At 45.5% G+C, this 13,682-nt stretch carries 14 protein-coding genes; all 14 read left to right on the forward strand.

The window, feature by feature from the left end:
- Positions 1 to 6: 6 nt before the first annotated feature.
- The 14 genes from ACZLMD_RS05670 to ACZLMD_RS05735 all read left to right on the forward strand — a co-directional run bounded on the left by ACZLMD_RS05670 (position 7) and on the right by ACZLMD_RS05735 (position 12,992).
- Positions 7 to 459 (forward strand): DUF6711 family protein, encoded by a 453-nt coding sequence (locus ACZLMD_RS05670; RefSeq protein WP_489495288.1) that lies wholly within the window; start codon positions 7 to 9, stop codon positions 457 to 459.
- Positions 460 to 472: 13 nt separating this feature from the next.
- Positions 473 to 3,076 (forward strand): hypothetical protein, encoded by a 2,604-nt coding sequence (locus ACZLMD_RS05675; RefSeq protein WP_489495289.1) that lies wholly within the window; start codon positions 473 to 475, stop codon positions 3,074 to 3,076.
- Between the two features lie 14 nt (positions 3,077 to 3,090).
- Positions 3,091 to 4,206 (forward strand): hypothetical protein, encoded by a 1,116-nt coding sequence (locus tag ACZLMD_RS05680; RefSeq protein ID WP_489495290.1) that lies wholly within the window; start codon positions 3,091 to 3,093, stop codon positions 4,204 to 4,206.
- Positions 4,207 to 4,221: 15 nt separating this feature from the next.
- On the forward strand, positions 4,222 to 5,046 hold the full coding sequence (locus tag ACZLMD_RS05685; protein WP_489495291.1) for a hypothetical protein: 825 nt from the start codon (positions 4,222 to 4,224) through the stop codon (positions 5,044 to 5,046).
- Positions 5,043 to 5,723: a hypothetical protein gene (locus ACZLMD_RS05690; protein WP_489495292.1), complete on the forward strand. Its 681-nt coding sequence runs from the start codon at positions 5,043 to 5,045 to the stop codon at positions 5,721 to 5,723. The genes ACZLMD_RS05685 and ACZLMD_RS05690 overlap by 4 nt, the downstream gene beginning before the upstream one ends.
- A 93-nt stretch (positions 5,724 to 5,816) precedes the next feature.
- Positions 5,817 to 6,341, forward strand: coding sequence for a phage holin family protein (locus tag ACZLMD_RS05695; RefSeq protein ID WP_489495293.1), 525 nt, complete (start codon positions 5,817 to 5,819; stop codon positions 6,339 to 6,341).
- Complete coding sequence (locus ACZLMD_RS05700; protein WP_489495294.1) at positions 6,325 to 6,954, forward strand: M15 family metallopeptidase; 630 nt, start codon at positions 6,325 to 6,327, stop codon at positions 6,952 to 6,954. The genes ACZLMD_RS05695 and ACZLMD_RS05700 overlap by 17 nt, the downstream gene beginning before the upstream one ends.
- Positions 6,955 to 6,988: 34 nt before the next feature.
- Entirely contained in the window at positions 6,989 to 7,552 is a 564-nt protein-coding gene (locus ACZLMD_RS05705; protein WP_489495296.1) for a manganese catalase family protein, read from the forward strand.
- A gap of 314 nt (positions 7,553 to 7,866) precedes the next feature.
- On the forward strand, positions 7,867 to 8,736 hold the full coding sequence (locus ACZLMD_RS05710; protein WP_022305854.1) for a phosphoribosylaminoimidazolesuccinocarboxamide synthase: 870 nt from the start codon (positions 7,867 to 7,869) through the stop codon (positions 8,734 to 8,736).
- Between the two features lie 151 nt (positions 8,737 to 8,887).
- Entirely contained in the window at positions 8,888 to 10,129 is a 1,242-nt protein-coding gene (argJ, locus tag ACZLMD_RS05715; RefSeq protein ID WP_022305855.1) for a bifunctional glutamate N-acetyltransferase/amino-acid acetyltransferase ArgJ, read from the forward strand.
- A 50-nt stretch (positions 10,130 to 10,179) separates the two neighbouring features.
- Positions 10,180 to 11,121 (forward strand): ROK family glucokinase, encoded by a 942-nt coding sequence (locus tag ACZLMD_RS05720; RefSeq protein WP_022305856.1) that lies wholly within the window; start codon positions 10,180 to 10,182, stop codon positions 11,119 to 11,121.
- Positions 11,122 to 11,262: 141 nt separating this feature from the next.
- Positions 11,263 to 11,499 (forward strand): hypothetical protein, encoded by a 237-nt coding sequence (locus ACZLMD_RS05725; protein WP_022305857.1) that lies wholly within the window; start codon positions 11,263 to 11,265, stop codon positions 11,497 to 11,499.
- Between the two features lie 109 nt (positions 11,500 to 11,608).
- Entirely contained in the window at positions 11,609 to 12,331 is a 723-nt protein-coding gene (gene tsaA, locus ACZLMD_RS05730; RefSeq protein WP_489495295.1) for a tRNA (N6-threonylcarbamoyladenosine(37)-N6)-methyltransferase TrmO, read from the forward strand.
- The gene (locus ACZLMD_RS05735) at positions 12,303 to 12,992 is read left to right on the forward strand and encodes a polysaccharide deacetylase family protein (RefSeq protein WP_484108892.1); all 690 of its coding nucleotides are present in this window, start codon (positions 12,303 to 12,305) and stop codon (positions 12,990 to 12,992) included. The genes tsaA and ACZLMD_RS05735 overlap by 29 nt, the downstream gene beginning before the upstream one ends.
- Positions 12,993 to 13,682: the final 690 nt, after the last annotated feature.

The following is a 13,682-nucleotide window of genomic DNA, read 5'->3' on the forward strand; positions in this document are numbered from 1 at the left end:
ATGCGATTGTACGATGAAAGCAAAGGGTTGATCGCTATTGCGACCGGCTATTCAGATGGAAAATACACCTATGAGAAGCTAAATCACGATTTGCTGCAGCAGGATACGGTTCAGTCCACTCCGGATCAGATGCAGGACAAAGACTCTTATACAAATGCGAAAGGTTATCTCAAGAGAACTGTGATGGAGCATTCCAGATCGAAGTGGGAGGCAAATACACATATCATTTCCGACGAAGAACTGGATCAATTATTGAGCTTGTTCGATAAAGGCTTTGCGGTGAAAGATGGTGAATGCTCGAAGAAGAAAAGACAGCTGTGTGTTCGTTATTATAATGATTGGAAAAGGGACTATGCAACTATGATCTGCTATGTTCCGGATATTACATTTCAGTACAAAACAAAGCTTAAAGGCAGACTGTATTATCAGCCTGTCCGTTTTGCTTTTATAGAGTTGTAGGAGGTGGTTTTATATGGTGGATCTAACAGATGCCCAAAAGAAAATCTTTTGCAGCGGTACATATTTTCATGGCTATCAAATGCACTTCCCGGATCTGGGTCTGACGATCGGCAACGATACAATTCATTCCGAAGCGGTGACGATCAAGGAAAGTATCTGCGATGAAGAGGAGCTTGTACTCGGAGGCTGCATTGCATCCTCTTGCGAGTTTGAGGTGTCGGAGATCTTGCAGAACGAGCTGAACGGGCAGGGATTTATCGCCATTCAGGAGACGGTGGATGAAGATGGCGATACAGCGATACAGCTGCCGATGGGATATTATCAGGTTGATTCTGCGGAACTGGTGGATGACAAGGATTATAAGAAGGTCGTGGCGTATGACGCTTTATATGGAGCATCCGTGGATGTCTCTGAGTGGTATAACGCTCTTTTTCCGGCAGAGGAGAAGAGTGTCACAAAACTGCAGGACGGCAAAGAAGTCACCGTGAAGGTCGTGGAATACGGGACGGTGAAGCTTAAGGCGATGAGAGAATCGCTGTTGCAGCATTTAGGGATCCCGTTTAAATCGCAGGCACTGGTCAACGACGATATGGACGTGGAGAAAACCATTGCTCCGACGGCGGGAAGTCTGACAGGAACCACGGCGCTCAAGGCAATCTGCACGGTGAATGCCGGCTTTGGACGTATGGATCGGAGTGGAAGTTTCGAGGTGATATATCTGCCGGATATGCATTCTATTGGTTTGTATCCACACATTGGCTTATATCCGCATGTTGGGTTGTATCCTACAAGTTCCAGCGGCACATCACAGGACATGACAAAGCTGTCCGGCGCATCTGATACCGAAGCAGAATATAGGAGTATCCGGTGCGAGGAGTATACCACGGACAAGATCACCTGTCTTAATATTCAGACGGATGAAGAGGACATTGGTGTGACGGTCGGGACGGATCTGAGCAATCCATATCTTATCACCGGAAATTTCCTGCTATATGGAAAATCGGTGGAGGAACTTAAGACGATAGGCAGCAATATCCTCTCCAAGCTGAAAGGCATCTATTACCGCCCGGTATCGGAACTGAAGCTGAATGCTTTGCCGTATCTGGAGACGGGGGATATGATCGTGGCGGAGAAAGAAGCAGAGAAGGTTTATTCATATATATTCTCCCGCACGATCTCCGGCATTCAAGCGCAGATCGATACTTACGAAGCGAAGGGTAGTCAGAAACGACAGAACGAAGTAACACAGGAAAGCGAATTGATGCAGCTCAAAGGCCGGACGTTGAAGATTCAGAAGAACATCGACAGCGTTTACATTGAAATGGCAAATGTGGAAAAGAAGACGTCTACCAGATTCGAGCAGACGGATGAAGCAATCCGTCTGGAAGCAAAACGTGCCACAGGTGCGGAGAAAGAGCTGCAGTCCTCTATCGAGCTGCAGGCAGACAGCGTTGTCCTGAAGGTGGACTCTGACGGCAGACTGGTAGAGGTTGCTCTGGGTGTTGATCCGGATACGGCAAAGACTTACTTTAAAGCAGGGGCGGATAACATTGATCTTGAAGCGGAGGATGTATTCAATATTATATCCGGTGGCACACTGAATCTTTCCGGAAAAAAGATCACGATAGTCAGTGATAAATTCAATGTTACAGAAGATGGTACCGTTCAAGCTGAATCAATTGATATTTCCGGGGGACGGATTCATTTGGAGACAGTGAACAGTCCTGACAGTTTATTGAAACTGTCAAACTATAAGCCCAAGGTAATAGCGAATGGGGAAGAACTGGAAGTAAAATACATAGGAAATGGAAAACCAAAGGATGAGCTTACCATACCGGACGGTACCGTAGAGATAAAGGGACCGGCAATCGGGGATCTGTATTATGACTTGGATACAGATACGGTATATCGCTTTTATTATGGCAATGGAGCTCATTGGATGGAGTATGACTATGAGGAAAATCTGGATCAAAGACCTACATGTGATTATAATTCAACAGCAATGAATACGGAGGAAGGAGTGTCATCAGAATGTTATACGACCGTAACTCTTGATGTTGAAGATGGCAAAGGCGGTTATGTAAAACAACAGTTTAAGGATAGCAGCAAAACGATACACAATCCTTACGGTATTCATCTTGAAAAAACATCACATACAACAAGGATGGGAACTGCAGAAGAGGAGACGATCGCGGCAAATATAACACTGGACGAAGAGTACGATGGCGAATTAAAAAAACAGCCGGTAATAAAATCGAGCGCACCATTTAAAGTACAAGAAGTGACAATTGATGGAAGTGATGAAAATATTTTAAGAACATCTAGTATTGTATCCTGCACAGGCATGAGGATTAACGGAATGCAATACATGGCAGGGACTAAAGTTTTCACAGCTGATGCAATAACGGTATATACAGTAATAGATGTTGAAAATATTAACGGTATGATGCCTTTTGCGGCTGTAAATGCTGATTGGGATGCATGTCCATTTACGATAAATGTGGTTTCCTTATCGTTAAAAGGAACATCCGGAACTCCGCAATTAGTTATATCACATTCAAAAATAGAAAAAGGGCAAAGTTACAGGATAAATTACGGATATTGGGCGAATGTCTAGAAAGAGAGGCAACTATGGCGAGTTATTTAATACCGGAACCGACGGAAAGCATAAAGAGCTATACAGGATCTTTGCTGTTTACGAATAACAACAGAAAATATTATGCGTTAAAACTTAATCCCGATAATCACACAGAGAAATGGTGGGCGATCGGAATGATTGCCAGAATGGGCGGATGGTATAAGCCGATTCTCGTGTCTACAGTTCAGGATTATGCGAGCACAATGTCGGATGATGAGGATAGACCGTACAAAGCAAGTATTTCATTTGAATATGACGGTGTTCAATATTATGTTTCTTCTTATACGTCTGCACTGCAAAGCTTCAGCGGTTCGCAGAATATACCGACTTGTGAAACCACGTATTCGGTTGCAGACACAGACAGTAGTATGACGGAAGCCGGAAAAAAGCTTATTGATCTGTATGTTGCAGATGGAGGAGAACTGCCGGAAAGAGAAAAGGATCCTCAAAAATATCTGCTCAGCGAACCGACTGCAGAAACATCAAAGGTTCTCGCGCTCGGCACAAGGAAGGGATTGGGAAATCTTTTGATTTCGCAGAATGCGGAGCAGTATTCTTTTAAGCCGGACGGGAGCACAGAAGAGTGGTGGGCGATTGGAATGATCGCGCATAATGGAAACTACTGGCATCCCTTGATCGTATCAAACACAAAAGAATATTCGTATTCCTTTTCGACAAAGTATTATCCGAATAATGACCCTCTTTCGAATAATACAGCATCATTTGAGTATGAGGGGAAAATCTACCATGCAAGTTTCGGAGCCTTCGGGTCGATTGGCAGTAGCAGTGTAACGACCAGTGCAAAGATACCGGTCTACACGGCGACAAAATCCACCAACATTGAGGAAATGGCAAAGATCCTGATCGGGCTGCATCTTGCGGAGGGCGGGACATTGCCCGGCAAAAAGTCAGCATTTGAGCCGATGGAGTATGAAACGATCGGCTGGAAGAACGATGGACAACCGGACATATCGGCGGAAAATCTGGGGAAGATGGACGAGACAATCGGAAAACTGTGTGCCAATCTGAATATTGCGCATGAGGAGCTTGAAGCAGACATTCAGGAACTGGCAGAAACGATAGGAGCAATTACGACAACGCAGTTTTAGAAAGGAGGAATTTGAGTGAGCATATTGGATGATCTGCAATCTGTTGCGGATGCTATTCGTAGCAAAACCGGAAAAACGGACAAAATGATGTTGGCGGAAATGCCGGGTGAGATTGAAGGGATTACCGGAGGAGGTGAAATAACGAAATACAACATTTCAGGATTTAAGCTGCCGCAATACGGCTTATCTCTCACAGATAATTTCGAGATGCTTAATATGAACAATAATGCGGTTCGACCATTATGTAGTATTGATTATTCCAAACCCTGGGAAGTCGAAATGCGATTTACCCCCAGTTATTCTTCACCTCAGGATATGACATTGACAGGAACTTACGAAGCGAATTATAAAAACCCATCATATCAGTTGAAACTTATGGAAAAACGTTTATGGTGTGGATATTCGACGAGTGGAGCTACATGGGACTATCAAATATCTGTTCCGCTTGACGCAAGTGATTTTTCATCGGGAACAACATATATTGGAGTGTTTGGCTGGAATGGAACGACATTTTATGCAAAAACCTTAGATGAAAACAGAAACATATTACTTTCAGGCGAGCTTGAGGTAACGCAACAGCATTATCAGGATGAAAATTATCCATTTATTTTCGGAAGAAATGTTGCATCGAATATTTACTATGTGGGAGATATAGATTTTTCGAAAACGTATATAAAAAATGATGGAAAGATCGTCTGGGGATGTCAAAAAAATAGAAGCGAGTTTTCAATATATGAAGGCTCACAATTAATTTTGAAATTTGAAGAAGTTGAAGAAATAATAACAATAAATGAAGATTCGCTGTACATCGGTACAGCAGTGAGTGAGGTGACAGCATGAGAACAAAGACATGTAAAGCAATAACCAACCATTTTTTAAATGGAGGAAGATTTAATAACTATAAGGGCGATATTGTGCTTGCAGATGGAACAATATTAACTTATGCAGATTGGATGGGTAAAAATACAAGTCCGGAACAAATAGATCGCTGGGTCTGCTATTCGTATCAAAATGATCAGATGAAACTAAAACCAATGTCTTTGTATACTATTTCGGACAATTATTTTTGTTTTCTGAAATATTTGTTTCCATTTTTGAACCCATTTCGTACAAATGCCGACAAACCGTCAGCCACAAGCGCATTTCAGTATTCTTATAGAGTTTCTGGAAATTCTCGTCACAGAGCACCTGGTGAAACGTACATCTTTTTTGGATCAGATGCTACGGCAGAATCAGAAGATGATTATGCGTTAAAAAGCGGATTAGATGATGTTGTTCTTAATAGCGTGACATATGGATCAACTTATGATGCTTATGTTGCTCTTAACGTTAAAAATTGGAAAGATGAGGCGGTGACAATTAAAGAATTAGGTTCGTTTGTTGATATCACAAGTTCTTCTAAGTCTCCAGTCGATGAGGGTATTTCTGCGAGTAATATGATAATGCTAGCACGCTTAGCTCTTGAAAATCCAGTGACGATTGCCGCAGGTGAGACAGGACAAATTTATATCAAATAGTGAATGACCGATTAGAACAAAATGAGAATTGATAATTTAAGGAGCGTTAGCTCCTTATTTTTATGCCTAAAGAGGCGGAAAGGAAGGTACATTATGGACAAATTACAAATCTATGCAGCCCAGCTTGGGCTGTCAACAATTACGGCGGCAATTGCATCGAAGTGCGGCTTGCTCGGCTGGATGCTGGTGGCGGTAGCGGCAGCGATGGTCATTGATTTTCTTGCCGGGATGGCGGCAAGTGCAAAGGAAGCGGTAGAGCATCCGAACGATGAAAAGTACGGCTGGAGCAGCAGGAAGGGAATGATCGGCATTTTCAAAAAGTTCGGTTACATACTTGTGATCGTAGCATCAATGATCGTGGACTTCCTGATCTATAAGTTATCAGGGATCTTATCGGTTACGTTGCCGATGACGATGTTCTTCTCCACGCTTGTGACGGCGTGGTTCATCCTGAACGAATGCTTGAGCATCACGGAGAATGCTGGTCGGATGGGAGTGAAGGTACCGGCATTTCTAATGAAGGTCATTGCCGTGCTGAAGGGCACAGTGGAACACGAAGGGAATATATTGAAGGAAGATACAGAAATGGAGGAAACAGACTATGAAGAAAGAACATGACATTAGAATTGACAGATCCAAGCTGCACCCGTGGCTTGATCAGAAGCTGACTGTGTTACTGAGAAAGTGCGCAAAGAAAGGAATCTATCTGATCATTACGGAGGGTTTCAGAAGCAAAGAATACCAGGATTCGCTCTATGCACAGGGCAGAACAAAACCTGGTAAGATCGTCACAAATGCTAAGGGCAGCACATATTCCAGTCAGCACATGTGGGGAGTTGCATTTGATATTGCAATCAATGACAGCAAGCTCCTGTATGATGCAGCCACGATCCGCAAAGTGGCAGTGATTGCCAAGGGCATCGGTCTTGGCTGGGGTGGTGATTGGAAATCCATTGTCGACACACCACATTTCTATTTGCCAAAGTGGGGAAGCACTACATCGCAGCTGAAAGCTTTTTACGGTACTCCGGATAAGTTCGAGAGAACATGGAAAAAGACGGTGAAACGTGAGAAAGGAGCTCTTTTATGGAAAGCCTCTTCGAAAAAGACAGGATCGCACTGCAGGATCCCGAAGGGTGCAACCGTTGAAGTTTTGTACTCGAAAGACTGGTACACGAAAGTGAGATACAAAAATAAAGTGGGATATGTGAATAAGAAGTTTGTGGCATAACCACAGCGAATGTGATACAATAAATAAATTTTGAATTATAATAAAGCACAGTAATATTTCCCCTAAACTTGCCGAGTACGGCGGTCCGGATGGGGAAGCCGGGGCTGCATTTCGTTATCTTTCACAGCGCTATTCCATGGAAGACCGCAAGGTTGCCGGTGCGCTGACGGACATCGGCACAGAGGAGCTCGGTCACCTTGAGATTGTTGCCACGATCATCCACCAGCTCACGAAGGATCTGACACCGGAGGAGATCAAGGCATCAGGCTTTGATAAATATTATATTGACCATACGCTTGCAATCTGGCCGCAGGCTGCCAGTGGGGAGCCGTTCAGTGCCAGCCAGTTTCAGAGTACCGGTGACACGATCACAGATCTCTACGAAAATATGGCTGCGGAGCAGAAAGCACGTCTGACCTACGATAACATTCTGCGTATTATCAAGGATCCTGAAATTGCTGATCCGATCCGTTTCCTGCGAATGCGTGAGATCGTACATTTCCAGCGTTTCGGGGAATGTCTGCGCCGCATTCAGGATCAGAGAAATCCTAAGAACTTCTACGCATACAATCCACAGATTGATAAGAAGAAATGTTAGTGTAAATGAATGATCCGTATCGGATCTTTGTTGTACCGGAGAAATATTTTCGGAATTTTGCATTGCAACGTAAAATCGGTATCGCTATATTGCGATGGCATGAAAGAGAAGCAGCGTGCCGGCGGATCATTATGTGTCTGCCGGTGCAGCTGCTTTTTTGAGTGATATTTTCCGCAAAGACGTCTTTTCCCAATCCTGACTTGCATTTTTGCCAGAAAATATTATACTTAAAGAGATAATGACAAACTCTGCAATAAAATGACAGAATGCACGCACACAGACGACATAGAGCGGTGTGTGGGATTGGAGGAAAAATGAAAGAGCTAAAGCCGATGAAAGAAGGAAAGGTACGCGAGATTTATGACAATGGAGACAGCCTGATCATGGTTGCAACGGATCGAATCAGTTGTTTCGATGTGATCCTTCACAACGAAGTAACCAAAAAGGGAACCGTATTGACTCAGATGTCAAAGTTCTGGTTTGATCTGACACAGGATATTTTGCCGAATCACATGATCTCAGTCGATGTGAAGGATATGCCGGAATTCTTCCAGCAGCCGAAGTTTGACGGTAACAGCATGATGTGCCGCAAGCTGGAGATGCTTCCAATCGAGTGTATCGTTCGAGGATATATTACCGGAAGCGGCTGGGCAAGTTATCAGGAGAATGGCACGGTTTGTGGCATTAAGCTGCCGGAGGGACTCAAGGAGTCCGATAAGCTTCCTGAGCCGATCTACACACCATCTACAAAGGCAGAGATCGGTGATCATGATGAGAATATTTCTTATGAGCAGAGCGTGGCTCATCTCGAGAAGTATTTCCCGGGTAAGGGCGAGGAGTATGCACAGAAGCTTCGTGATTACACGATCGCATTATATAAGAAGTGCGCCGATTACGCACTGGAGAAGGGGATCATCATTGCTGATACAAAGTTTGAGTTTGGTCTTGATGAGAACGGTAACATTGTTCTGGGTGACGAGATGCTGACTCCGGACAGCTCAAGATTCTGGCCGGCAGAGGGCTATGAGCCGGGACATGGTCAGCCATCCTTTGATAAGCAGTTTGCGCGTGACTGGCTCAAGGCGAATCCGGACAACGACTGGACTCTTCCGGAGGATATTGTGGAGAAGACCATTTCCAAGTATCTTCAGGCATATGAGCTGCTGACCGGTGAGAAGCTGTAATTGATATATCGATATAAGACACGATCGCCGCAAATGTGTGATAAGCCCCTTACGAGTGAGAGGATAGGGGAACTTAAAGTGGGTCTGCCTAAAGCAAATACAATGAGGCTTGGACCAAAGGCGGGCTTAAGAAAGGAAGATTATTGTGAATATGACAGAATTTGAGGGTTACCGCTACGTAGACGGCGGTGTTTGTGCCGCACAGGGCTTTCAGGCGAATGGTCTGAACTGCGGACTGAACCCGGACAAAAATAAAAATGATCTTGGTATGGTGTTTAGCAAGGAGCCGTGTGAGACGGCGGCCGTATATACACAGAATAAGGTGAAGGGTGCTCCAATCCGTGTGACGAAGAAGCATCTGGCAGCTGGCAATGGAGTGACGCATGCGATCCTTGTTAACTCTAAGAATGCCAACACCGGTAATGCCGATGGCGAGAAGGTGGCAGCAGAGACATCAAAGCTTGCAGCAGAGGCTCTTGGCATTGATGAGGCGCAGGTGGTTGTTGCATCGACCGGTGTGATCGGTCAGCCGATGCCGGTTGCTCCGTTTGCGGATCATATGAAGGCGCTTGTGGACGGGCTGAGTGAGTCGGGTCATGAGAAAGCTGCCACAGCGATCATGACAACGGACACAGTCAGGAAAGAGGTTGCTGTGGAGTTTGAGATTGACGGTAAGAAGTGCTGCCTCGGTGGTATGGCAAAGGGAAGCGGCATGATCCATCCGAATATGGCAACTACGCTGAATTTTATCACCTCGGATGTGGCAATTTCCCATCAGATGATCCAGAAGGCACTGGATGAGATCGTTAAGATCACATACAACTGTCTGAGTATTGACGGCGATACCTCTACCAATGATATGGTGAGTGTTATGGCAAATGGTCTTGCCGGCAACGCCACGATCAGCACTGAGGAGGCAGAGGGCTTCGCGGTATTTAAGCAGGCGCTTTATATTGTCATGATGAATATGACACGGATGCTGGCAAAGGACGGCGAGGGAGCAACGAAACTTTTAGAATGCACCTGCAAGGGCGCTCCGGATCAGGAGACAGCGATTATTGTTGCCAAGAGCGTGATTCGTTCCCCTCTCTTTAAATGTGCGATGTTTGGAGAGGATGCAAACTGGGGACGTGTTCTTTGTGCGATCGGCTACGCAGATGCAGACTTTGCGATTGACACGATGGATGTGGATCTTTCGTCAACGGCGGGTACACTTGAGGTATGCAGAAACGGTGCCGGTATTGATTTCTCTGAGGAATTTGCGGCAAAGGTACTGGCAGAGGATGAGATTTACATCGACATTGATTTAAAGCAGGGTGATGGCTCAGCAAAGGCATGGGGTTGTGATCTGACCTATGATTATGTTAAAATAAACGGTGATTATCGCTCATAAATGTCAAAGAAGGCTTTGGCGTTCAATAAAGGAAAGGCGGAAAAGAACAGATGAAGTATATTTATGGGGTAGACCTTGGTGGAACAACAGTGAAAATGGGGCTTTTTGATGGTGAGGGCAATATGCTCGAGAAGTGGGAGATCGTTACCCGTAAGGAGAATAACGGTGAGCAGATCCTGCCGGACATTGCAAAGGCGATTGCAGATAAGAACGAGGAGAAGTCAATTGCGAAGGAAGATATTCTTGGTATCGGCATGGGTGTGCCGGGACCGATCACAGAGGACGGCAGAGTGCTTAAATGTGCTAACCTCGGCTGGGGAATTTTCTCGGTTGCAGATGAGCTTCGCAAGCTGACCGGCGTTGAGAAGATCAAGGTCGGTAATGACGCCAATGTTGCAGCACTCGGCGAGCAGTGGAAGGGTGGCGGCAGAGGCTTTGACAGTATCGTTATGGTGACACTCGGAACCGGTGTCGGCGGTGGGATCATTCTGAATGGAAAGATCTTAACCGGAAGTAACGGCGCGGCAGGTGAGATCGGTCATCTTTTTGTAAATCCACACGAGACACGTACCTGCGGCTGTGGCAAGAAAGGATGTCTGGAGCAGTATTCTTCGGCAACCGGCATTACCAGAATGTCTGCAGAGAAGCTCGAGAGCACAGATACACCGTCAGAACTCAGACAGTATGATCATCCGATCACCGGTCTGGAGCTGTTTAAGGCGTATAAGAACGATGACGCACTTGCCAAAGAGATCGTAGATACCTTCTCAAGTTATCTTGGAAAGGGATTGTCCCATGTGGCAGCAGTGGTTGATCCACAGGCGTTCGTCATTGGCGGCGGTGTTTCCAAGAATGGACAGATCGTGCTGGATGTCGTACAGGAGAAGTATGAGCAGGATGTTATGTTTGCACTGAAGGGCAAGCAGTTCCGTCTGGCGGAGCTTGGCAACGATGCCGGCATGTATGGCGCAGTACGAATGGTATTATCGTAATTTATTTTACGGTTTTTCGTGAAAAATAAGCCGAATCCCTTTATTTTTATAGAAAAATGTGTTATAATCTATCTATATAGCGGATAAGTGGCACGGGATTTTGAAGCTGACATATATTTATAGAAAGCAGAGGTGATTATTGTGTTTGATTTTTTAAAGAAAAAGGAAACTTGGAAGGCGACATTTAAGACATTAGGTTCGGCGTACAGCTATGCAAAGGTAGGTGACACAATCATCTTGCAGGAGCCAGATTCAGATCTTTCCGAGGTGCAGTTCCAGCGTAAGTTGGAGGAGGCAATGTATAAGTTTAAAGTCGAAATTACACAGGGACCATCTCATACGGAGGGATTTTGGCAGGTAGAACTGGTACGTGCCTGATTATTAGCTGTCCGGAGATGTAGCTGATGAAGAGATGAGCTCGATAAGCGCGTAAGCGGTGTCGGGCTCCTTTTTCGCATTTAGAGGGATTTGATAAAGGAGAACTTGTATGGAGATGAGAAGGATAGCAAGGATCCATACGGATTTTGCATCGAAGTTTGGCGTTCCGAGACAGAGTGGTCTTGTGCCGCAGCTACAGGGCAGGATTGTTTTTGAACCAGAGTACCGTAACGTGGATGCGGTTCGCGGCATGGAGGACTTTTCAAATCTGTGGTTAGTGTGGGAGTTTTCTGAGGCGGTGCGAAAGGGATGGTCGCCGACGGTACGTCCGCCACGTCTGGGAGGCAATCGGAGGATGGGGGTGTTTGCAACACGTTCTCCGTTTCGTCCGAATCCGATTGCACTCTCCTGCGTGAAGCTTGAGCGGATTGAGAGTGAAGGACCGGAGGCTCCGGTGATATGGGTGTCAGGTGTGGATATGATGGATGAGACGCCGATTTATGATATTAAGCCATATCTTCCATATGCGGACAGCGTTCCGGACGCTCAGGCGGGTTTTACCGGGCATACACAGGCAAGGATGGTTTCTGTGGTACTTCCATCGGAGGTCGCTGCAGCAAGCGGGCTGCCTGCAGATAAGCTTCTGGCGTTGACGAAGGTGCTGGAGCAGGATCCAAGACCGCGTTACCAGCAGGATCCGGAGCGGGTCTATGGCATGACCTTTGCCGGACATGAAGTGCGGTTTGTGGTACAGAAAGATATATTATATGTGAAGGATATTGACGCGAAAGGAGCAGAAAGTGATGAATTATCAGAAAGCGATCACGTTTAGTTATGATGATGGAATAGAATCTGACCGAAAGCTGGTGGAGATCTTCAACCGATACGGCATGAAATGTACGTTTAACCTGAATACGGGGATCCAGAGCAGAGAAAGCCATTTTGATATTGAAGGCAAGGAAATCTGCCGGATGGATCAGGAGACGATCGGGGATCTTTATCAGGGGCATGAGATTGCCGTTCATGGACTCACCCACTGTGCCCCGGTTGATCTGAGCGAGGAGCAGATGGATCAGGAGTATCAGACAGACATTGACAACATTGTAAGGCTTTATGGACAGAGACCGATAGGCATGGCGTATGCCTATGGTGCGTACGATGAGGCGACAGTTGATTACCTGCTGCGTCACGGCATCCGTTACGGCCGCACTGTGGAAGCGACACACGGCTTTGCGGTACCGGAGAAGCCGATCCTCTTAAAAGCAACCTGTCATCACGACGATGAGCAGTTGTTTGAGCTGGCGCAGAAGTTTATTGATGTGGAGCCTGCACCGGGCGAGAAGCTGTTATTCTACATCTGGGGACATAGCTACGAATATTATGTGAAGGATAATTGGGATCGTATCGAACAGCTTTGCCGGATGTTTGAGGGACAAGATGACATCTTCCGCGGCACCAACCGGGAATGCCTGGAAATGTTCGGTGCAATCTGAATTTTGGGCAATCTTAATCTGGAAAGCGGAGAAACAATATGTCTCTCCGCTCCGTTTTTACATTATAGGAAACGAGTTTCCTATAATGTAAAAACGCTCCGCGAGGATGCGATCACCGCACAGAGGAAGATTGCATATGCAATTGTGCGGTGACGCGCAAAGTGGGCTTGCCCGCTTTGTTCTGGCATAGGAAAATGCTCGTAACGTGGTGGAATGCCAACGAGAATTGCGAAGCAATTCTTGGAGGGCAAAACGCTGGTTTTGCCCTTTTGTTCTAGAAAGCTGTTCGTAACGCAGTCAAAACAAGGGCAAAGCATCAGCTTTGCCCTTGTGACTTCTACGGTTCAATCTTTATCCCAGAAATGGAAACCAATCACGATACCACCAACGATCACGATCAGCCCAAGGATACATACGGCACTTAAAGTTAATCCGGTTGTCATTGCAATCACCTCCTATATGATTCTAATATTGATATTGGTTCGAAAGAAATTCCGTTTCCGATAATACACAGGATTGGCTCATCAAATGATGTTCTATTTATATGTGGTATTATATCACGAAATGTTGCATGGAAATAAAAATAAATTACTCAAACTGATATGTAATGACTTTTGTCAAGAGTAAATTCGAAAAAAATCAAAAAAAATTAATTATTCTGTTTTCTGAAGGCACCCAGAAAGAGCTTCG

The organism is Jutongia sp. (genome assembly GCF_057878315.1).